Raw genomic sequence first — 19,884 nt, 5'->3', positions numbered from 1 at the left:
CAGCCCCGACCGTTCAACCGCCCTCGGTCTCCATCAGCGTCCGCAGATACTCCCGGCTCCACCAGTGCACGTCCTGCTGGCGGATGCGCTCAAGCAGCTTCTCGTGCCGCGCCCGCCGTTCGGCCAGCGGCATGTGCAGCGCCTGCTGCACCGCCTGCGCCGTGGCGCGCGTGTCGTAAGGGTTCACCAGCAGCGCTTCCTTGAGCTGCTCCGCCGCGCCGGCAAAGCGGGACAGCACCAGCACGCCCGGATCCTCCGGGTCCTGCGCGGCGATGTACTCCTTCGCCACAAGGTTCATCCCGTCGCGCAGCGGCGTGACCAGCGCCACGCTGCTGGCGCGGCACAGCCCCGGCAGCCGGCGGCGCGAGGTGGAGCGGTGGATGTAGCGCACCGGCATCCAGTCCAGCTCGCCATATTCACTATTGATCGCCCCGGTGATGCCCTCCATGTCGCGCCGCAGGTCGGCGTAGGCATCGACCGATTCGCGCGAGGGCGCCGCGATCTGGATCAGCGTGGCGCTGGAGCGGTTCTCGGGGTACTCCGCCAGCAAGACCTGGAACGCCTTGAGCCGCTGCGGCAGCCCCTTCGAATAGTCGAGCCGGTCGATGCCGAGCAGCAGCCGGCGCCGCGCGTACTGGTGGCGCATCATCTCGTAGGTCTCGCGCGCCTCATCGCCACGGCCCAGGTCGATGAACTCGTCCACGTCGATGCCGATCGGGAACGCCTGCGCGCGCACCGTGCGGTGGAAGGCGCGGAAGCGGTACTCGCCCATCGGCTCGGCGCTGGCCTCGCCCTGCACGTAGCGGGAGAAGTGGTCAAGATCGGCCTGGCTCTGGAAGCCCAGCAGGTCGTAGGCGAACAGCGCCCGCATCAGCCACTCGTGCTGCGGGATGGCCGCGAGAATCAGCGGCGGCGGCAGCGGAATATGGAGGAAGAAGCCGATGCGCTGGCTGCAGCCGATGGCGCGCAGCTCCGCCGCGAGCGGGATCAGGTGGTAGTCGTGGATCCAGATCACGTCGTCCGGCTTGAGCAGCGGCGCCAGCTTGCGCGCGAACAGCTGGTTCACGCGCCGGTAGGCGTTCAGGTTGCCGCCCGCGTCGAAGTCGGCCAGATCGAGCCGGTAGTGGAACACCGGCCAGAGCACGCCGTTGCTGTAGCCCAGGTAGTAGGCGTCGTAGTCTTCCCGGCTCAGGTCCACCGTGGCCAGCGTCACGTTGCCGGCCTGCGAGATGTGCAGCTCGCCCTCGCCCGGTGTGCCGCCGTGGCTGGGTTCCACCGCGCGACCGCTCCAGCCGAACCACAGGCCGCCGGTCTTGCTCAGCGCCTCCGAGAGCGCCACGGCCAGGCCGCCCGCCGCGTGGTTGCGCGGATCGGCGACCCGGTTCGATACCGCTACAAGTCTTCCCATAGATCGCTTCTTGTTGTTGCCAATCCTGTCGTCAGATCACCGAATCCCACGGGGCAGATAGCCGCATGGCGCCGTTGATCAGGCCGACCATCGAATAGGTCTGGGGGAAATTGCCCCACATCTCTCCGGTGACCGGGTGTGTGTCTTCCGAGAGCAGCCCCAGCGGGTTGCGCGAGGCCAGCATGGCCTCGAAGATCTCGCGCGCCTCGTCGCGGCGGCCGATGCGGGCCAGCGCGTCGATGCGCCAGAACGTGCAGATATTGAACGCGGTCTCGGGCTTGCCGAAGTCGTCGGGCGCCTCGTAGCGGCGCATGTACGGGCCGTCGCAGAGCGAGGCTTCCAGCGCCTTGACCGTGGAGACGAAGCGCGGGTCCTTCGGGTCGATGAAGTTGACCTCGGCCATCAGCAGCACGCTGGCGTCGAGTTCCTTCCCGCCGAAGCTCTCCGCGAAGGCCTGGCGCGACTCGTTCCAGGACTCGTCCAGGATCTGCTTCTTCATGCGGTTGGCGTGGTCGTGCCAGTAGGCGGCGCGCGCCGGCTGCCCGAGCGCCTCGCCCACCTTGGCCAGCCGGTCGCAGGCGGCCCAGCTCATCAGCGCCGACGAGGTGTGCACGCGCGCCCGGGTGCGCAGCTCCCACATACCTGCGTCCGGCGTGCCGAACACGCGCACGGCCTGCTCGCCGACTTCCTCCAGCCGCGCATACTCGGCCGGCCCGCCCCGGTGCAGCAGGCGATGGTCGTGGAAGGCCTGCGCGGCGCCGAGCACCACGTTGCCGTAGACATCGTGCTGGAAGTGCTCCTGCGCCTGGTTGCCCACGCGCACCGGCCCCATGCCGCGATAACCGGGCAGGTGATCGAGAATGCTCTCGGGCAGTTCACGCTCCAGCCCGATGCCGTACAGCGGCTGGATATGGCCGTCCTGCGACTGCATCACGACGTTGGAGAGCCAGCGCAGGTAGTCCTCCATCGTGCCGACTTCGGACAGGCTGTTCAGCGCGCGCACCACGAAGAAGGCGTCGCGCAGCCAGCAGAAGCGGTAATCCCAGTTGCGGCCACTGCCGGGCGCCTCCGGCATGCTGGTGGTCATGGCGGCGACGATGGCGCCGGTTTCCTCGTACAGAGACAGCTTGAGCGTGATGGCGGCGCGGATCACCGCCTCCTGCCACTCGCGCGGGACCGCCAGGCGGCGCGTCCAGAGCCGCCAGTAGGAGGTGGTTTCCTGCTCGAAGTCCCGCGCAGTTTCCTCCACGCCCTGCGCCAGCGTCTCGTCCGGGCCGAGGATGAAGTTGTAGCCGCGCGTGACCAGAAACGGCGTGTTCGAGAGCACGTAGGCCAGCGGCGCGTCCGTGGTCATGCGCAGCGTCATGTCCTCGCCGATAAAGCGCGCATGACTGCTCCCGCGCGTCATCTGCGGCTTGTTGCGGCCCCAGTTGAAGCGCGGCGCCACGGTCACGCGCACGCGCGGCGCGCCGCGCACCGGGCGGATGCGCCGCACCAGCGTCAGCGGCCGGAAATAGCGGCCAAGGCGGAAGAAGCGCGGGCAGAAATCGGTGATTTCGAGGCAGTTGTCGTGCTTGTCGATCAGCTGCGTGCGCAGGATGGCCGTGTTCGGCTCATACCACTGCTTGGCTTCGAGGAAGTCCTCGATCTCGATGGCCCAGTGGCCGGCGTTCTCGCTCGGGTCCAGCAGGGCGTTGAAGACCGGGTCGCCGTCGAAGCGCGGCATGCAGCACCAGACGATGCGGCCCCGGCCGTCGACCAGCGCCGAGAAGCCGCAATTGCCGATCATGCCGAGCGAGAGCGACGGGTCGGCGTAGCGGCACGAGGTGTCCGAGTCGGTGTTGATTGCCGGCGCCTCGGGCTGTCGCCCGACGTTGGCGGCATCGGCGGCATCGGTGTGATCAGTGGCAGGCTGGTTCACAACGAATCCTCCCTTAGCGTCGGTGTGATGATGGGTTCCTTGGGCGCCGCTTCCGGGGCATCGCCCCGGGTGGCCATCCAGTGCGTCAGGGCGTGGGCCGATTCGTGCAGCCAGGCCCGCAGGGCGTCGGGGTTGGGCAGCACCGCCGTGGCGGCGGTGGCGCGCTGGCCCACCAGCAGGCCCACGCCGCCCAACTCACGCACGACGACGAATCCGGCCTCGTCGGTCACGTCATCGCCGGCAAACAGCGGCATGCGGCCCGCAAACGGCGGCGAGCGCATGAAGGCCGCGATGGCATCGCCCTTGTCCACGCCAGCCGGCTTGATCTCGACGACCATCTTGCCGGGCAGCGCCTCCAGGCCGGCGGCGTCGCGCAGCACGTCCGCCACGGCGGCCCGCACCAGCGGCTCCAGTTCCGGCACCTGCCGGTAGTGGATGGCCACGGCGACCGATTTTCGTTCGAGTTGCAGCCCGGGATGCCGGGCCACCAGCGCTTCCAGCTTCGGCAGCAAGGCGCCGATGCCAGGCGCGGGCGGCGTGACGACCCGTTCGCCGCCATGGCGGAATTCCGCCCCGTGGATCCCGGCGGAAGGCAAGCGCAACGGTTGCAGGAAATGGTCGAGCTCGGCAACAGGCCGGCCCGAGACGATGGCCAGCGCGCCGTCCAGGCAGGTATGCAACGCACGCAGCGTGCCAACCAGTTGGGGCTCTACCTGCACCAGGTCGGGGCGCGGCGCAAGGTCGGCCAGCGTGCCGTCGAAGTCCAGGAACAGCGCGATATGGGGTTCGATTAGGGGTAGCGGGGGCATCGCGTTAAACCGTAACACGTGTGTTTGACGAGCGTCCACCCGATGCTGTCCTACATCGCGGCCCGGCGCGGCTGTGGCGCATTCGGCACCCGCGCCGACACACCACGCGCCAGCACGGCGCTGCCGGGCACGTTCCGCCCGCGTCACGCCAGCGCCGCCCGGATGGGCGCCATCCATTATCATTGGCGGTTTCCGCCGAATTTTCCGGCTTTTTTTGCCCGCGCCCCTGCCGCGCCCCTGCCCTGCCCATCATGACCGCCAAGACCGCCAAGACTGCAAAACCCGCCAAGCCAGCCCGCGCCGCCAAGGCCCCCCGCGCCGCCACGCCCGACTACCTGCGCAAGATCCTCACCGCCAAGGTGTACGACGTCGCCCAGGAAACCGAGCTGACCTACGCGCACGCGCTGTCGGCCCGCACCGGCAACGCGGTCTGGTTCAAGCGCGAGGACACCCAGCCGGTGTTCTCGTTCAAGCTGCGCGGCGCATACAACAAGATGGCGTCGCTGACGCCCGACGAGCTGAAGCGTGGCGTGATCGCCGCTTCCGCCGGCAACCACGCGCAGGGCGTGGCGTTGTCGGCAGCGCGGCTCCAGTGCAAGGCGATTATTGCGATGCCGACGACCACCCCCCAGGTGAAGATCGATGCGGTGCGCGAACGCGGCGGCGACTGGGTCAAGATCGTGCTGCACGGCGAGTCCTACAGCGACGCCTACCAGCACGCGGCGGCACTGGGGCTGAAGCAAAAGCTGACCTTCATCCACCCGTTCGACGATCCCGAAGTCATCGCCGGCCAGGGCACCATCGCCATGGAGATCCTGCGCCAGCACCCGGGCCCGATCCACGCCATCTTCGTGGCGATTGGCGGCGGCGGGCTGATCTCGGGCGTGGCGGCCTACGTCAAGGCCGTGCGGCCGGAGATCAAGGTGATTGGCGTGCAGACCTTCGACTCGGACGCGATGAAGCGCTCGGTGGAAGCCGGCAAGCGCATCGAACTGAAGGATGTGGGCCTGTTCGCGGACGGCACCGCCGTGAAGCTGGTGGGCAAGGAAACCTTCCGCATCACGCGCGAACTGGTGGACGAGATCATCCTGGTGGACACCGACGAGATCTGCGCCGGCCTGAAGGACGTGTTCCAGGACACCCGCAGCATCCTCGAGCCGTCCGGCGCGCTGGCCGTGGCCGGCCTGAAGCGCTACGCCGAGCGCGAGAAGCTCAAGGGCGAGCAGCTCGTGGCGATTGCCTGCGGCGCCAACATGAACTTTGACCGCCTGCGTTTCGTGGCCGAGCGCGCCGAGGTGGGCGAGGCCCGCGAGGCCGTGTTCGCCGTGACGATTCCCGAGGAGCGCGGCAGCTTCAAGCGCTTCTGCGAGCAGGTGGGCACGCGCAGCGTGACCGAGTTCAACTACCGCATCGCCGACCAGGGCGTGGCGCACATCTTCGTGGGCGTGCAGATCGCCGACCGCGCCGAGAGCGACAAGATCGCCGCCAACTTCCGCCGCCATGGCTTCGATACGCTCGACCTCTCCAACAACGAGCTGGCCAAGCAGCATATCCGCTACATGGTGGGCGGCCGCTCGCCGCTGGCGCACGACGAACTGCTGTTCCGCTTCGAATTCCCCGAGCGCCCGGGCGCGCTGATGAAGTTCCTGTCGAGCATGAGCCCGAACTGGAACATCAGCCTGTTCCACTACCGGAACCAGGGCGCCGACGCCTCCAACATCCTGGTGGGTATCCAGGTGCCGAAGAACGAGAAGCGCGCCTTCCGCGACTTCCTTTCCACGCTGGGTTACGTACACTGGGACGAGACCGACAACCCGGTCTACAAGCTGTTCCTGTCCTGAGATCGCGATCATGACGCTCCCCGAACACTCGCCGCTGGGCAAGCCCTCGGCCTACAAGACCGAATACGACCCGACGCTGCTGTTCCCGATTCCCCGGCAGCCCAAGCGCACCGAGATCGGCCTGGCCGAAGGGCGCGCGCTGCCGTTCTTCGGCGTGGATATCTGGAATGCCTACGAGGTGTCCTGGCTGAACCTGAAGGGCAAGCCGCAGGTGGCGCTGGCGACCTTCATCATTCCGGCCGATACGCCGAATATCGTCGAGTCGAAGTCGTTCAAGCTGTACCTGAACTCGTTCAACCAGAGCAAGGTCGCCTCGGCCGAGGCGCTCCAGCAACTGCTGCACCACGACCTCTCCGAGGCCACCGGCGGCACGGTGCAGGTGCGACTGGTCACCGAGGCGGACCTCGGCACGCAGAAGATGGGCGAGCTGGATGGGCTGCTGCTGGACCGCCTGGACATCGAGACCGACATCTACGAGCCGGACCCGACCCTGCTGTCGGCGGATCAGGATGAGACGCCGGTGGAGGAATCGCTGGTCTCGCACCTGCTGAAGTCGAACTGCCTGGTCACCGGGCAGCCGGACTGGGGCAGCGTGCAAATCCGCTACGTGGGTGCGCCGATCGACCAGGAAGGGCTGCTCAAGTACCTGATCTCGTTCCGCAACCACAACGAGTTCCACGAGCAGTGCGTGGAGCGGATCTTCGCGGACGTGCTGCGCATGTGCAAACCGGTGAAGCTGGCCGTCTATGCGCGCTACACCCGGCGCGGCGGGCTGGACATCAACCCGTTCCGCACCAACTTCAACACGCCGTGGCCGGACAACCGGCGCAACGCGCGCCAGTAAGGCCAGCCGCCAGTCAGAACTCCGCGTGCGCGCGGATGCCGTAGAACTTGGCGGGTCCGCGGTCCCGGTTGTAGCCGGGATTGCGGATGTACTGGAAGTCCGGGCTCAGGCTCAGGGTCTTCCAGACCGCGAAACTGTAATAAATCTCGAACACTTGCTCCGGGCCGTAGCGCAGCGCGCCATCGCCCAGGAACGCGCCCAGGCCGCCTGCCGCCAGGTAGTTGCGGTGCGATGAGCCGAGCATGTTCGCCGCCACCGCCACGCCCACCTCGTCATTGGGCCGCCCCCAGGCCTTGCCTTTCAGCGTGCCGCCGCCGGCCACCTGCCGGCCGATCTCGGTGAAGGCGTAGGTCTCGGTCTTGTCGTCCGACATATTGGCGCGGAAGAACACCCCCAGCGCATCGGTCACCTCCTGCACCATCGCCACGCCGATGCCGAGCTTGCTGTGCTCGCGCCGCACAGCGGCGAGGTCCGGCGTCACGCCATTGGCCTGCCCGTAGGCGATGGCGTCGTTGAACGACCCCATACTGGCCTTGTTCCGCCACAGCAGCAGCCGCGCCTGCCCCGGGCGGCCGGCCAGCGTGTAGCGCTTTTCCAGCTCGAGGACGTCGCCGTAGTGCTCGAACAGCCGCGTGTCCAGCTCGCGCCCGTTCGACTCCAGCGGCAGCAGGAAATGGCCGAAGCGCGCCGACCAGCCGTCGCCGATGTACTCCAGCGCCGCGCCCCAGTTATAGCCGCGCGAATCGGCCGGGTAGTCGAACGAGCCGTGCGTCATGAACGACCAGTTCATGAACTGCGTGCGCGGGTCCGAGCCGTAGGGGTTCTGGTCGAATACGTCGATCACGCCGAAGTTGCCGGCGGTCAGCACCACGCGGCGCTTGTCCACGGTGCGGGCGAACTGGTTGAAATCCGATTCGAGTTTTTCGTCCCCGCCGCCCAGGCCCCAGGTCTGGCGGATAAAGGCGCGCGCGCGATAGAACTTCGGGCTGGTGCTGGCCGTCTTGGCCAGCTCCCCGTTGGACAGCCCACCCAGGCCATGCAGGTCCGAGAACGGCACGCCCTGCGCCACTTCCGGGTTGAAATGGAACTCGGCGCCCTGCCACAGCCGCAGGCCAAGGTCGAGCGTGCCCGTGAAGGAGTAGCTCTTGGCACGCTCGGTGGTCAGGCTGTTCTCGCCCGAGTAGGCGGCGCCGAAGGACGGCTTGCGCTGCCAGATATAGGTGGTCTGCCCGTGGATGGCGAACGGGCTTTCGGTGTCGGGCTCGGCGGGGGCGGCGTCCTGGGCGAACGCGGCCGGCGCAGTGGCCAGCGTCGCCCAGGCAAGGCCGGCGCAGGCCATCAGTCGGAAACGCGGCATCGGGAAATTCGGCTGGGACGGATGCGCCACAGCGGCCATCCGAGACTGGCGCGAAGCATAGCCAACCGCTTCTGACGTGTCTACCGCGATTGCTGCAACGCAACAAGAAAGGCACGGTTCCCCCATCCGCCGACTTTGTAACGCGCCTTGAATTAATTAATTCGAAAATTAATATTCAGCCGATACGAAGTGCCACGCCCATGCCGACCAAGCCACCATCCCCAAACTCCACACCCAGCCCTGACGCCCGGCGCCCGGGACGCCCCGTCGCCCGCGCCGATGCCGGCCAGCGCGACCGCCTGATCGAGGCGGCCGTAACCCTGTTCGCCCGGCATGGCGTAGCCGCCACATCGACCAAGGCGATTGCCGCCGAAGCCGGCGTGACCCCGGCGCTGGTCCACTACTACTTCCGCGAGCGCGAGCAACTGCTGGAAGCCGTGTTCGAGGAACGGCTGCTGCCGCTGGTCGATCAGGTCTTCAGCGGCGCCCCGCCCGCCGGCGAGGGGTCGCCACCCGATGTCGGCACGCTGATCCAGGGTCTCGCGGGGCGGCTGATCCGGGTGGCGTCGGCCACGCCGTGGTTCCCGGGGCTGTGGATCCGCGAGATCGTCGGCGTCGAGGGCCAGTTGCGCGAACGGCTGGTGCAGCGGGTGGCCATGCAGCGGGCCACGCTGATCACCGGCCCGCTGATGGCGGCGCAGGCGCGCGGCCAGCTCAATCCTGGCCTGGAGCCGGCGCTGGTCATGGTCTCGCTGATCGGCCTCACGCTGCTGCCGCTGGCCACCACCCATATCTGGCAGCGCCTGCCCGGCGCGGAAGCCATCGACACCGACACGCTGGTGCGCCACGTGACCGCCCTGCTGGCCCACGGGCTGTCCGCACCTGCATCCCCCTCGTCGACCTAACGCCATGGAGCCGCGCATGCCCTCCCGCCTTCCGCAGTGCCTCCTGCAGTGCCTCCTCCTGCTCGCCGCCTGCGCCGCGCTGGCCGCCTGCAGCAAAGACAAGCCCGTCACCTGGCAAGGCTATGTCGAGGGCGAATTCGTCGCCGTGGCGTCGCCCTTCGCGGGGCGGCTGGAAAAGCTGACCGTCGATCGCGGCCAGCAGGTCGCCGACGGCGCGCCGTTGTTCGTGCTCGAATCCGACGACGAACGCGCCGCGCGCCAGCAGGCCGCCGAGCAGGTGCGCGTGGCCGAGGCGCAACTGGCCGATATCCAGATCGGCAAGCGGCCCGTGGAAGTGGCCGTGAACCAGGCCCAGCTGGCGCAGGCTCGCGCCCAGGCCACGCGCAGTGCGGCCCAGCGCAAGCGCGACGAGGCGCAGTTCGAGATCGGCGGCATCTCCCGCGCGCAGCTGGATGAGACCCGCGCCACCGCCGATGCGGACGCGGCGCGCGTGCGCGAACTGCAACGGGACATCGACGTGGCCCGCCTGCCCGGCCGCAAGGACCAGCTCGCCGCCCAGCAGGCCCAGGTAGAGGCCGCGCGTGCCGCGCTGGTGCAGGCCGAATGGAAGCTCTCGCGCAAGTCGGTCAACGCCACGGCCGCCGGGCTGGTCTACGACGTGCCCTACCGCCCCGGCGAATGGGTGCCTGCCGGCAGCCCCGTGGTGCGCATGCTGCCGCCCGGCAACGTCAAGGTGCGCTTCTACGTGCCCGAGGCGGCGGTGGGCGCGCTGAAGAACGGCCAGTCGGTGCAGATCCGCTGCGACGGCTGCGCGGCGCCTGTCGCAGCGAAGATCACCTATGTATCGAACGAGGCCGAGTTCACGCCGCCCGTCATCTACAGCAACGAAACGCGCCGCAAGCTGGTCTTCCTGATCGAGGCCCGCCCCACGCCCGAGGACGCCCCCAAGCTGCGCCCCGGCCAGCCCGTGGAGGTGGCGCAGTCATGAACGGCACCGAGGATCGCGCCAACGGCGCGCTGGCGATCGACGTCAAGGGGCTGAACAAGCGCTTCGGCGACAAGCACGTGGTCAACGACCTGACCATGCAGGTGGCGCGCGGCGAGATCTTCGGCTTCCTCGGCCCGAACGGCAGCGGCAAGACCACCTCCATCCGCATGATGTGCGGGCTGCTGACGCCGGACTCGGGCTCGGGCACCTGCCTGGGCTTCGACATCCTGAAGCAGGCCGCCGAGATCAAGCGCAACGTCGGCTATATGACGCAGCGCTTTTCCTACTGGGAAGACCTGTCGATCCGCGAGAACCTCGACTTCGTCGCCCGCGTCTACGCCATGCCCAATCGCCGCGAGGCCGTGGACCGCGCGCTGGAAGACCTCGGCCTGCAATCGCGCGCCGCGCAGCTCGCCGGCTCGCTGTCGGGCGGATGGAAGCAGCGGCTGGCGCTGGCGGCGTGCCTGCTGCACGAACCCAAGCTGCTGCTGCTCGACGAACCCACCGCTGGCGTCGATCCCAAGGCCCGGCGCGACTTCTGGGAGCAGCTCCACCAGCTCGCCGCGCGCGGCATCTCGGTGCTGGTCAGCACGCACTATATGGATGAGGCCGAGCGCTGCCACAAGCTCGCCTATATCGCCTATGGCCGGCTGCTGGCGCAGGGCACGTCGGCGGAGGTGGTGGCCAGCCAGGACCTGGCCACGTGGAGCGTGGAGGGCGATGACCTCGCCGCGCTCTCCGCCCAGCTGCAGGGCCAGCCCGGCGTGGACCAGACCGTGGCCTTCGGCACGGCGCTGCACGTCACCGGCAAGGACGCCGGCCAGCTCGAGCAGACGCTGAAGCGCTACGCCGGCGCGCATCACCGCATCCACCTGACCGAAACCAGCCTGGAGGACGTGTTCATCCACATGATGAGCGGCGCGCAGGACAACATGGCCGCGCAGCCGGGCAAGTCCGCCAAGCCAGCGAAGGGGCAATCGTGAGCGCCAACGCCCGCTTCTCCGTCCAGCGCTGGTGGAGCATCGTGCTGAAGGAATTCCTGCAGCTGCGGCGCGACCGCATCACCTTCGGCATGATCGTCGGCCTGCCGATCATGCAGCTGCTGCTGTTCGGCTTCGCCATCAACAGCGACCCGCGCCATATGCCGACTGCGGTGATCGTCGCCGAACATAGCGACTTCTCGCGCACCTTCGTCCACGCGCTGGAGAACACCACCTATTTCCGCGTGGTGCGCACCCTGCCGGACGAGGCCGCCGGGCGCGAGGCGCTGCTGCGCGGCGACGTGCAGTTCGTGGTCAGCATCCCCACCGATTTCTCGCGCAAGCTGCTGCGCGGCGAGCGCCCCGAGATCCTGGTCGAGGCCGACGCCACCGACCCCTCGGCCACCGGCCCGGCGATCGGCGCACTGGCGCAGCTGCCGGTCAGCGTGGCGCGCATCGACCTCAAGGGCGCGCTGGCCGCGCTGGCCGGCGGCAAACCCGCCTTCGACGTCAACGTGCAGCGCCTCTACAACCCCGAGGGCATCACCCAGTACAACATCGTCCCGGGCCTGATGGGCGTGATCCTGACCATGACGATGGTGATGATGACCGGCCTGGCGATGACCCGCGAACGCGAGCGCGGCACGATGGAAAACCTGCTCGCCACGCCGGTGCAGCCGCTGGAGGTCATCTCCGGCAAGATCGTGCCGTACATCTTCATCGGCCTGATCCAGGCCACCATCATCCTGCTGGCGGCGCGTTATGTGTTCCAGGTGCCCTTTCTCGGCTCGGTGGTGGGCGTGTACCTGGCGGCGCTGCTGTTCATCGCGGCCAACCTGACGGTGGGCATCACGCTGTCCTCGCTGGCCAAGAACCAGCTCCAGGCGGTGCAGCTCACGTTCTTCTACTTCCTGCCCAACATCCTGCTGTCCGGCTTCATGTTCCCGTTCGCCGGGATGCCGACGTGGGCGCAGTGGATCGGCAACGTGCTGCCGATGACCTACTTCAACCGGATGATCCGCAGCATCCTGCTCAAGGGCAGCGGCTGGCTGGAGTTGTGGCCGAACGTCTGGCCGGTGGCGCTGTTCACGGCCATCGTCATGACCATCGCGGTGCGCTTCTACAAGCGCACGCTCGACTGAGGGGATGCCATGCGAGTCTTCTCGCTTGTCCTGTTGCTCTCGCTGGCCGGCTGCGCGGTCGGCCCCGATTTCAAGTCCCCCGATGCCGTGCCCGACGCGCGCTACACGCCGGGGCCCCAGCCGGTGGCGACCGTGCCGGCCCTGGGCAAGTCCCAGTCCTTCGTGCCGGGGGACCTGCCCCAGCAATGGTGGTCCCTGTTCGGCAGCGACAAGCTCGACGCCACCGTGCGCGCCGCGCTGGAAGCCAGCCCCACGCTCACGCAGGCCCGCGCGCGGCTGCGGGAGGCGCAGGAGAACCTCAACGCGCGCACCGGCGCCACGCGGTTTCCCACTGTCGATGCCTCGCTCAACGCCACGCGCCAGCAGGTGGACCTGACCTCGGTCGGCATCACCCAGTTTCCCAGCCCCGGCCCGTTCACGCTCTACAACGCGAGCGTGCAGGTCTCCTACGCGCTCGATCTCTTCGGCGGACAGCGGCGCGAACTCGAAGGCCTGCAGGCGGCTGTCGATTACCAGCGCTACGAACTCGAGGCCGCGCGGCTCTCGCTGGCCGCCAATGTGGTGACCGCCGCCATCCGCGAAGCCGGGCTGCGCGCCCAGCTGGCCGATACCGTGGCGATGGCCGACGCGCAGCGCCGCCAGCTCGGCATCATGACCGAGCGCCTCAAGGTGGGCGGCGTGGCGCGCGTGGACGTACAGCGCCAGCAGGCCGAACTGGCGCAGACGCAGGCGCTGATTCCGGGCCTCTCCCAGAAGATCGATGTCACGCGCCACCAGTTGGCCGTCTACCTCGGCCAGACCCCGGCCAGCGCGCAGTTGCCCGAATTCGGGCTCGCCGACCTGACCCTGCCGGAGACGCTGCCAGTCAGCCTGCCCGCCGAACTGGCCCGCCGCCGCCCCGACATCCGCGCGGCGGAGGCGCTGCTGCATCAGGCATCGGCCGATATCGGCGTGGCCACGGCCAACCTCTATCCGCAGATCACGCTGACGGCCAGCGGCGGCACGCAGGAGATGCGCGCGCGCGACCTGTTCAGCAGCATGAATGTGTGGAGCTTGGCGGCCGGCGTGGTCCAGCCCGTGTTCCATGGCGGCGAGCTGCGCGCCCGCAAGCGGGCCAAGGAGGCGGCCTACGAGCAGTCGCTCGGCGCCTACCAGCAGGCGGTGCTGCAAGGCCTGCAGAACGTGGCCGATACCCTGCGCGCGCTCGACGCCGACGCCGCCACGCTCCAGGCCCGCGAGGACAACGCCCGCCAGACGCGCGGCACGCTGGCCATCGTCACGGAGCAATACCGGCTCGGCGGCGTCAGCCAGTTCACCCTGCTGGACGCCGAGCGCCAATCCCGCCAGGCCGCCCTCGACCTCTCCCAGGCCACCGCCGCCCGGCTGGCAGACTCCGCGGCGCTGATGCAGGCGCTGGGCGGGGGGTGGGAGTGACTGACACGCCTGCCCTCTCCCCCGGCCCCTCTCCCGCAAGCGGGCGAGGGGAGACCCCAGACAGCCTTTGATAGGCCCTCGGTTAGCTCCCCTCTCCCTCTGGGAGAGGGGCCAGGGGAGAGGGCCAGCGCTTCAGCGAAGTCCAGCCGCCAAAAACCCCCTCAACCGCCGAACCCCCTCATCCAGCCGCTCCACGTCGCACGCATAGCACCAGCGCACGAAGCCCTCGCCCTCATCCCCGAACGCGCTGCCGGGGGCCAGCCCGAGGTGGGCTTCCCGCACCAGTTGCTTGCAGAGCGCGAGGCTGTCCGTGGTGCCGGCCAGCTTGAAGAAGACGTACATCGCGCCTTCCGGCGCGTGGGCATCCACGCCGGGCAGCGCCGACAGCGCACCGACGAGGTGATCGCGGGCGCCGCGCAGGCGCTGCACCAGATCCTGCGTGAACGCCTCGCCTTCGGTCACCGCCACCACGCCGGCTTCCTGCACGAACGACGGCGCGCAGGAGGTGTTGTATTCCACCAGCTTGCCGAGGTCGTCCATCAGCGCCGCCGGCAGCACCATCCAGCCGAGGCGCCAGCCGGTCATCAGCCATGCCTTGGAGAACGAATTGACGGCGATCACGCGAGCCTCGCGCGGGGCGATGTCGAGGAAGGACGGCGCGATGGTCCCTTCCGGGCCGTAGTAGAGCCGTTCGTAGACCTCGTCGGCGATGATCCAGATGCCGTGCCGCTGGCAGTGGTCGAACACGGCCTGCTGGGCGGCGCGCGGCATGACCCAGCCGGTGGGATTGTTCGGCGAATTGATCATCACCGCGCGCGTGCCCGGCGTCAGCGCGGCGAGCAGCTTGTCCAGGTCGAGCGCCCAGCCGTGTGGGCCGTAGTCCAGCGTCACCGTCTCCACCGTGGCGCCGAGGATGCGCGGGATCTCGACGAGGTTGGGCCAGAGCGGCGTCACGGCCACCACGCGGTCGCCGGGGCCGGTGACGAGTTGGGCGGCCAGCATCAGCGCGTTGACGCCGGCGCTGGTCACGGCCACGTTGCCGACCGGCGTGTCGCCATGCAGGCGGCTCACATAGCCGGCCAGCGCGGCGCGCAGCGGCGGAATGCCGAGGTTGTGGGTGTAGAACGTGGCGCCGGACGCCAGCGCCTGGCTGGCGGCATCCCGGATAAATGCCGGCGTGACCTGATCCGACTCGCCGAACCAGAACGGCAGTACATCGGGCAGGCCGATGCCCGCGTTGGCCACCTCGCGGATGCGCGACGCGCGCAGGCTGCGCACGGTGTCTCGCGCCAGCGGCGCAGTGGCAGGGGAAACAGGCGGCTGGGACATCTGTGCTCCGGGGGTGAGGGACGATGAAGCCGCCAGCGTAGCGGAAACGGCGAAAGTCGTCAGTCTGCGAACCGCTCGCGCAGTTGCGCGGCCGTCATCGCCCCATAGCCCAGCCCGCCCAGCGGCGACGCCACGGCGCGCAGCAGCGCCGCATTGTCCGGCGCCGTAGCGCCATCCGGCAGGGCCATGTTGTTTTCGAAGCCGATGCGCGCGTGGCCGCCGAGCATCACGGCGGTGGCCGCGCAGTCGGCTTCCTGCTTGCCGAACGCGCAGACGGCCCATTCCACGCCGGTGCCTTCCAGGCCGGTCTCGCGCCAGGCGGCGAGGAACGGCAGCAGGTCCGCCGGCGTCGACTTCTGTCCCGCCGAATAGCGGCCCAGCACGAACAGCACCCAGTGGCGCCCGGCCGGGATCGCCCCGCTTTCGCGCAGCGCGGCGTAGCGGTGCACGTCGGCGGCGTCGTAGAGGATGTACTGGGCCACCACGTGCTCGCGGTGCATCCAGCCGAAGAACTCGGCGGCGACCGGCAGCGCGGCGGGGTCCGGCACCAGTTCGCGCACGGCCACGGACGCCGCCTCGGGGCGCAGCGCCCGGACGGTGGCGATCTGCTGGGCCGGCTGGTAAATGCCGACGGCCTCGGTGGTCAGTTGCAGGACCAGCGCGTCGCCCACGGCCTGCCGCACCGCCGCGATGGCCGGCGCGTAGTCGGCCACCTCCAGGCTGTGCGTGCCATCGGCGCGACGCACGTGCAGGTGGATCATGGCGGCGCCGGCCTCCACGCATTCGCGGGCGCATTGCGCCAGCTCGTCCGGGGTCATGGGCAGCCGCGCGTGATCCGCGTGGGTCTTGCGGGCGCCGTTGGGCGCCACGGCCAGCGCGAAGGGACGGCGCAGGATGTCTTCAGTCATGGGGGTATCTCAATCTCAAGCGGGCAGGACCACGCGCACGGCCTGTGCGAAACGGTCCACGATATTGTCGATGTCCGCGGCCGTGCAGATGAAAGGCGGTGCAAACAGCACATGATCGCCGTGCACGCCATCGACGGTGCCGCCCATCGGATAGACCAGCACGCCGTGCGCCATGCACGTGCGCTTGAGCGCCGCGTGGGTCTTGCGGGCCGGGTCGAGCGTGGCCTGGGTGGCGCGGTCGGCCACGAACTCCACGCCGACGAACAGCCCGCGCCCACGCACATCGCCCAGATTCGGATGATCGCCCAGCGCCTCGCGCAGCCGCGCGCGCAACTGCTCGCCACGCGCCAGCACGTTATCGAGCAGATTGTCCTCGGCGATGGTCTGCTGCACGGCGAGCGCCGCCGCGCAGGCCGTGGCGTGGCCGATATAGGTATGGCCGTGCTGGAAGAAACCGCTGCCGCCGACGATGGCTTCGTAGATGCGGCGCGTGGACATCATCGCGCCAATCGGCTGGTAGCCGGCGCCGAGGCCCTTGGCGATGGTGACGATGTCCGGCACCACGCCGTCTTCCGCGCAGGCGAACAGGTGGCCGGTGCGGCCCATGCCCGACATCACCTCGTCGAGGATCAGCAGCACGCCGTACTTGTCGCACACGGCGCGGATGCGCTTCAGGTAGTCGCCCACCGGCGGCACCGCGCCGGCCGTGGCGCCGACCACGGTTTCGGCGACGAAGGCGGCCACGCTCTCCGGCCCCAGTTCGAGGATCTTGGCTTCGAGTTCGTCCGCCAGCCGTTGCGCATACTGGGCGTCCGTCTCGCCAGCGGCCTGGTCGCGGTACGCATAGCACGGCGACACATGGTGCGCAGGCACCAGCAGCGGCAGGAACGGCTCGCGCCGCCACGCGTTGCCGCCAATCGCCAGCGCGCCGAGCGTGTTGCCGTGGTAGCTCTGGCGGCGCGCGATGAAGTGGCGGCGCGCCGGCTGGCCGGTCTCGACGAAATACTGGCGCGCGAGCTTCAGCGCGGCTTCCACGGCCTCCGAGCCGCCCGAGACGAAGTAGACGTGATCGAGATCCCCCGGCGCGGCCTCGGCCAGCGTGCGCGCCAGTGTCTCGGAGACTTCCGTGGTGAAGAACGAGGTGTGGGCGTAGGCAAGCGTATCCACCTGCGCCTTGATGGCCGCCACCACGCGCGGGTGGCCGTGACCGAGGCACGACACCGCCGCGCCGCCCGAGGCATCCAGGTAACGGCGGCCGGTGCTGTCGATCAGCTCGATCCCCTGGCCGCCAACGGCCACGGGCATGGTTTGCTTGGGATTGCGATGGAATACGTGCGTCATGATGGAAGAAGCTGTCCTGTGCGGGGCGCCGAGATCAGGTGCGAGTATAGGAACAAGCGCACCCTCTTTGCAACATGTGTTTCATCGATCGATGAAAAAGAAACACTCGATCCAGCAATCGACGTGGGGACGGGGCGCCCACCTGTGCAACAATCGTTGCATTCCGCGTTCCGCCATCGCCCATGTCTCCTGACACCACCCCTGCCTCGCCCCTCTCGCTGGATGCCCTGCTGACCCAGCTCCGCGCCGATTTCCCGACGCTGAGCGCGCAGTTCCAGAGCGGCGCGCGCTACCTGCTCGACCACCCGCACGACATCGCGCTCCACTCGATGCGCAAGGTGGCCGCCAACGCCGGGGTGCAGCCAGCGACACTTGTGCGGCTGTCGCAGTCGCTCGGGTTCGAAGGCTGGCAGGGCCTGCGCGAGCTGTTCATGGAGGCGATGCGCGACCAGGGCGCGCAGCCCTACGCCAAGCGGGCGCGCAAGGTGGTGAAGGAGAGCGGCTCCAACCGGATGCTGGCCGAGATGATCGAGGTGCAGCATCACAACCTGGACGCCCTGCTGGCCAACAATGCCGAGACGCTGCCGCAGGCCGCCGACCTGCTCGCGGCGGCGCCCAATGTCTACGTGGCCGGCTTCCGCTCGTGCTTCCCGATCGCGTTCACGTTCCACTATATCTACCGGCTGTTCCGCAGTTCGGTGCATCTGGTGCGCGGCGACGCCGGCACGCTGGAGATGGAGCTGCGCGCGCTGACCGCCAAGGACGTGGTGCTGGTCACCGCCTTCGCGCCGTACTCGCAGGAGAGCCTGCGCGTGGCCTCGGCCGCGCGGGAGGCCGGTTGCAAGGTCGTGGCGCTGACCGACAGCACGGTGGCGCCCATCGCGCTGGAGGCGGACTGCACGCTGCTGTTCGCCATCGACAGCCCGTCTTTCTTCCCGTCGATCACGGCTGGCGTGGCGATGGTCGAGGCCTTGGTCGAGCAACTGCTGGCCCGCAAGGGCAAGGGTGCGATTCGCGCGCTGGAGCAGACCGAGGGCCAGCTCCACCGCACCGGCGCCTACCTGCCCGCCCAGCGCGGCTAAGCCGGCCGTCTTTCGGACTTATTCGAACGCCTCGTCGTTGGGGCTGGCGTAGGCCTTCTTCATCGGCTCGCTGAGCGGCAGGTCGAAGCTGATGTTCTTGGGCGGCACCGGCTTGGCGAACCATTTGGCGTACAGCGTGTTGATCTCGCCGCTCTTGATCAGGCCGCTGATGGCGCCGTCCACCACCTGCTTGAAGCCGGGATCGTCCTTGCGCAGCATGAACGCGTAGGCCTCGAACGACTGCGGCGTGCCGACCACGGTCCAGTCGCCGGGGTTCTGCGCCAGCGTGCGGGCGCCCGACAGCAGCACGTCATCCATCATGAACGCGGCCACCCGGCCCGACTGCAGGATCAGGAAGGACTCGCCGTAGTCCTTGGCGCTCTGGATGGTGATATTGGCCTGCTTCTCGTCGTTGAGCTTGCGCAGGATCCGCTCCGAAGTCGTGCCGGCATTGGTCACCACGGCCTTGCCCGACAAATCGCCAAAGTCATGGATCGGGCTGCCCTTCTTCACCAGCAGCCGCGTGCCGGCCACGAAGAACGTGGTCGAGAACGCCACCTGCTGCTGGCGGGACTTGAGGTTCGTGGTGACGCCGCACTCCAGGTCCACCGTGCCGTTCTGTACCAGCGAGATCCGGTTCTGCGAGGTCACCGGCACCATGCGCACCTGCAGGCTGGCCGCGCCCACTTCCTTCTTCACGCTATCGATCACCCGGTCGCAGATGTCCTGCGAGAAGCCGATCACCTTCTGGCTGGCGTCGTAGTACGAGAACGGGATCGACGAGGTCCGGTGCCCGATCGAGATCGTGCCGGACGACTTGATCTTGGTGAGCGTCGGGCTGGCGGCCACGTCGACCGCGAAGGCCGGGGCTGCGGTGGCCAGGACGGCGGCGGCAGCGATCAGGCGCAGCACCGGGCGGACGGAAATCGACTTGGGCATGGAAAACACTCCTGTTTGAATGGATGCGTCAGGTGTTGCAATGCTAGGCATTGAGCAACAAGTGTTCCATCATGGATTACCATGAAACAAATGTGTTATTCCCGGGGATGGTGCAACAAAGGAGCGAGAAGGGAGCCACAAGGGGGGCAGCCGGAAAGAAAAACGCCCCGGGTCGGGGCGTTGGTGGCACGGCGTTGGGATGGCCGGGGAATGCTGCGGCGCAGCAGTTCTACGCCCCGCACTTCTCCTTGAACGTCTTCTGCAACTGCCGGCGGCTGCGGTCGCGCTCGACGGACAGCACGTCGTTGCCCTGGCTGTTCTCCACCGGCGCGCCTGACTTGTAGCTGCGCTTGGGTGTCTCGTTCATCTGCGCCATCAGTTGCTGGCATTCGGCGTCGTCGATGGTCTGCTGGGTGGGCGCGGCGGCGCCGGGCGGGCGCGGCATGGGGCGGTAGGGCGACTCGCCTTCCTTCACGGCATCGCCAATCACGTTGTCGATGGCGGCCGTGCCGCCGGGCTGGGGCGGATTCTGGGCATAGGCCGGGAGGCAGGCACCCAGCGCGAGGAGAACGACGGCATGGCACTTCACTGCGGCAAGGCAACGGCTCGGCATGACGAACTCCTTCCCTGTGGTCGGTGCTGCCATGGTAACGCCT

The 19,884-nt window shown here is 68.5% G+C and carries 17 protein-coding genes; 8 read left to right on the top strand and 9 right to left on the bottom strand.

Annotated elements, in window-relative coordinates; translation table 11 throughout:
* Positions 1-13: 13 nt before the first annotated feature.
* From BM115_RS06430 to otsB, 3 genes are all read right to left on the bottom strand, one after another.
* On the bottom strand, positions 14-1,408 hold the full coding sequence (locus BM115_RS06430; protein WP_092291779.1) for an alpha,alpha-trehalose-phosphate synthase (UDP-forming): 1,395 nt from the start codon (positions 1,406-1,408) through the stop codon (positions 14-16).
* A 31-nt stretch (positions 1,409-1,439) separates the two neighbouring features.
* On the bottom strand, positions 1,440-3,197 hold the full coding sequence (locus tag BM115_RS06425) for a glycoside hydrolase family 15 protein (protein ID WP_092292137.1): 1,758 nt from the start codon (positions 3,195-3,197) through the stop codon (positions 1,440-1,442).
* A gap of 128 nt (positions 3,198-3,325) precedes the next feature.
* A complete protein-coding gene (otsB, locus tag BM115_RS06420) occupies positions 3,326-4,138 on the bottom strand; it encodes a trehalose-phosphatase (RefSeq protein ID WP_092291777.1) in 813 nt (270 codons plus the stop codon).
* A gap of 251 nt (positions 4,139-4,389) precedes the next feature.
* On the opposite strand from otsB, the gene ilvA reads away from it, so the two are divergent.
* Positions 4,390-5,979: a threonine ammonia-lyase, biosynthetic gene (gene ilvA / locus BM115_RS06415; RefSeq protein ID WP_092291775.1), complete on the top strand. Its 1,590-nt coding sequence runs from the start codon at positions 4,390-4,392 to the stop codon at positions 5,977-5,979.
* Between the two features lie 10 nt (positions 5,980-5,989).
* Complete coding sequence (gene queF, locus BM115_RS06410; RefSeq protein ID WP_092291773.1) at positions 5,990-6,823, top strand: NADPH-dependent 7-cyano-7-deazaguanine reductase QueF; 834 nt, start codon at positions 5,990-5,992, stop codon at positions 6,821-6,823.
* Positions 6,824-6,836: 13 nt separating this feature from the next.
* Here the strand turns inward: queF and BM115_RS06405 are convergent, their stop codons facing one another.
* The gene (locus BM115_RS06405; RefSeq protein WP_255370711.1) at positions 6,837-8,180 is read right to left on the bottom strand and encodes a carbohydrate porin; all 1,344 of its coding nucleotides are present in this window, start codon (positions 8,178-8,180) and stop codon (positions 6,837-6,839) included.
* 200 nt (positions 8,181-8,380) lie between these two features.
* On the opposite strand from BM115_RS06405, the gene BM115_RS06400 reads away from it, so the two are divergent.
* Genes BM115_RS06400 through BM115_RS06380 form a run of 5 tightly spaced genes read left to right on the top strand, consistent with a single transcriptional unit; the run spans position 8,381 to position 13,629 of the window.
* Positions 8,381-9,085: a TetR/AcrR family transcriptional regulator gene (locus BM115_RS06400; RefSeq protein WP_092291771.1), complete on the top strand. Its 705-nt coding sequence runs from the start codon at positions 8,381-8,383 to the stop codon at positions 9,083-9,085.
* A 16-nt stretch (positions 9,086-9,101) separates the two neighbouring features.
* Positions 9,102-10,073 (top strand): HlyD family secretion protein, encoded by a 972-nt coding sequence (locus BM115_RS06395; protein ID WP_255370710.1) that lies wholly within the window; start codon positions 9,102-9,104, stop codon positions 10,071-10,073.
* The gene (locus BM115_RS06390) at positions 10,070-11,056 is read left to right on the top strand and encodes an ABC transporter ATP-binding protein (protein ID WP_092291767.1); all 987 of its coding nucleotides are present in this window, start codon (positions 10,070-10,072) and stop codon (positions 11,054-11,056) included. The genes BM115_RS06395 and BM115_RS06390 overlap by 4 nt, the downstream gene beginning before the upstream one ends.
* Positions 11,053-12,195: an ABC transporter permease gene (locus BM115_RS06385; protein WP_255370709.1), complete on the top strand. Its 1,143-nt coding sequence runs from the start codon at positions 11,053-11,055 to the stop codon at positions 12,193-12,195. The genes BM115_RS06390 and BM115_RS06385 overlap by 4 nt, the downstream gene beginning before the upstream one ends.
* Before the next feature lie 9 nt (positions 12,196-12,204).
* Positions 12,205-13,629, top strand: a complete 1,425-nt coding sequence (locus BM115_RS06380) for an efflux transporter outer membrane subunit (protein ID WP_092291763.1) — start codon at positions 12,205-12,207, stop codon at positions 13,627-13,629.
* 132 nt (positions 13,630-13,761) lie between these two features.
* Here the strand turns inward: BM115_RS06380 and BM115_RS06375 are convergent, their stop codons facing one another.
* From BM115_RS06375 to BM115_RS06365, 3 genes are read right to left on the bottom strand one after another with little or no spacing between them, the layout of a single operon-like run.
* Complete coding sequence (locus BM115_RS06375; RefSeq protein WP_092291761.1) at positions 13,762-14,958, bottom strand: pyridoxal phosphate-dependent aminotransferase; 1,197 nt, start codon at positions 14,956-14,958, stop codon at positions 13,762-13,764.
* Between the two features lie 59 nt (positions 14,959-15,017).
* A complete protein-coding gene (locus BM115_RS06370; RefSeq protein ID WP_218158018.1) occupies positions 15,018-15,866 on the bottom strand; it encodes a beta-keto acid cleavage family enzyme in 849 nt (282 codons plus the stop codon).
* A gap of 15 nt (positions 15,867-15,881) precedes the next feature.
* Positions 15,882-17,207, bottom strand: a complete 1,326-nt coding sequence (locus BM115_RS06365; RefSeq protein ID WP_092291759.1) for an aspartate aminotransferase family protein — start codon at positions 17,205-17,207, stop codon at positions 15,882-15,884.
* Positions 17,208-17,389: 182 nt separating this feature from the next.
* Between BM115_RS06365 and BM115_RS06360 the strand changes: the two genes are divergently transcribed.
* A complete protein-coding gene (locus tag BM115_RS06360; protein WP_092291757.1) occupies positions 17,390-18,289 on the top strand; it encodes a MurR/RpiR family transcriptional regulator in 900 nt (299 codons plus the stop codon).
* Positions 18,290-18,307: 18 nt separating this feature from the next.
* On the opposite strand, the gene BM115_RS06355 is transcribed toward BM115_RS06360, so the two are convergent.
* Together BM115_RS06355 and BM115_RS06350 are read right to left on the bottom strand one after the other, a co-directional pair.
* Positions 18,308-19,228 (bottom strand): glutamate/aspartate ABC transporter substrate-binding protein, encoded by a 921-nt coding sequence (locus tag BM115_RS06355; RefSeq protein WP_092291756.1) that lies wholly within the window; start codon positions 19,226-19,228, stop codon positions 18,308-18,310.
* 229 nt (positions 19,229-19,457) lie between these two features.
* Complete coding sequence (locus BM115_RS06350) at positions 19,458-19,841, bottom strand: hypothetical protein (RefSeq protein WP_092445234.1); 384 nt, start codon at positions 19,839-19,841, stop codon at positions 19,458-19,460.
* Between the last annotated feature and the right edge of the window lie 43 nt (positions 19,842-19,884).

Origin of the sequence: Cupriavidus sp. OV096, from assembly GCF_900115455.1 — a bacterium.
Lineage (GTDB): Bacteria > Pseudomonadota > Gammaproteobacteria > Burkholderiales > Burkholderiaceae > Cupriavidus.
The sequence above is the reverse complement of the archived record's forward strand: the minus strand, read 5'-3'. Positions and strand labels throughout refer to the sequence as shown.

Bases quoted from the DNA above. Each gene is read 5' to 3' on its own strand.
- BM115_RS06370 (WP_218158018.1), bottom strand. From the start codon at position 15,866: ATGACTGAAGACATCCTGCGCCGTCCCTTCGCGCTGGCCGTGGCGCCC.
- BM115_RS06375 (WP_092291761.1), bottom strand. From the start codon at position 14,958: ATGTCCCAGCCGCCTGTTTCCCCTGCCACTGCGCCGCTGGCGCGAGAC.
- BM115_RS06360 (WP_092291757.1), top strand. From the start codon at position 17,390: ATGTCTCCTGACACCACCCCTGCCTCGCCCCTCTCGCTGGATGCCCTG.
- BM115_RS06400 (WP_092291771.1), top strand. From the start codon at position 8,381: ATGCCGACCAAGCCACCATCCCCAAACTCCACACCCAGCCCTGACGCC.
- BM115_RS06390 (WP_092291767.1), top strand. From the start codon at position 10,070: ATGAACGGCACCGAGGATCGCGCCAACGGCGCGCTGGCGATCGACGTC.
- BM115_RS06350 (WP_092445234.1), bottom strand. From the start codon at position 19,841: ATGCCGAGCCGTTGCCTTGCCGCAGTGAAGTGCCATGCCGTCGTTCTC.
- BM115_RS06365 (WP_092291759.1), bottom strand. From the start codon at position 17,207: ATGACGCACGTATTCCATCGCAATCCCAAGCAAACCATGCCCGTGGCC.
- BM115_RS06405 (WP_255370711.1), bottom strand. From the start codon at position 8,180: ATGCCGCGTTTCCGACTGATGGCCTGCGCCGGCCTTGCCTGGGCGACG.
- ilvA (WP_092291775.1), top strand. From the start codon at position 4,390: ATGACCGCCAAGACCGCCAAGACTGCAAAACCCGCCAAGCCAGCCCGC.
- BM115_RS06355 (WP_092291756.1), bottom strand. From the start codon at position 19,228: ATGCCCAAGTCGATTTCCGTCCGCCCGGTGCTGCGCCTGATCGCTGCC.
- BM115_RS06395 (WP_255370710.1), top strand. From the start codon at position 9,102: ATGCCCTCCCGCCTTCCGCAGTGCCTCCTGCAGTGCCTCCTCCTGCTC.
- queF (WP_092291773.1), top strand. From the start codon at position 5,990: ATGACGCTCCCCGAACACTCGCCGCTGGGCAAGCCCTCGGCCTACAAG.
- BM115_RS06430 (WP_092291779.1), bottom strand. From the start codon at position 1,408: ATGGGAAGACTTGTAGCGGTATCGAACCGGGTCGCCGATCCGCGCAAC.
- otsB (WP_092291777.1), bottom strand. From the start codon at position 4,138: ATGCCCCCGCTACCCCTAATCGAACCCCATATCGCGCTGTTCCTGGAC.
- BM115_RS06425 (WP_092292137.1), bottom strand. From the start codon at position 3,197: ATGATCGGCAATTGCGGCTTCTCGGCGCTGGTCGACGGCCGGGGCCGC.
- BM115_RS06380 (WP_092291763.1), top strand. From the start codon at position 12,205: ATGCGAGTCTTCTCGCTTGTCCTGTTGCTCTCGCTGGCCGGCTGCGCG.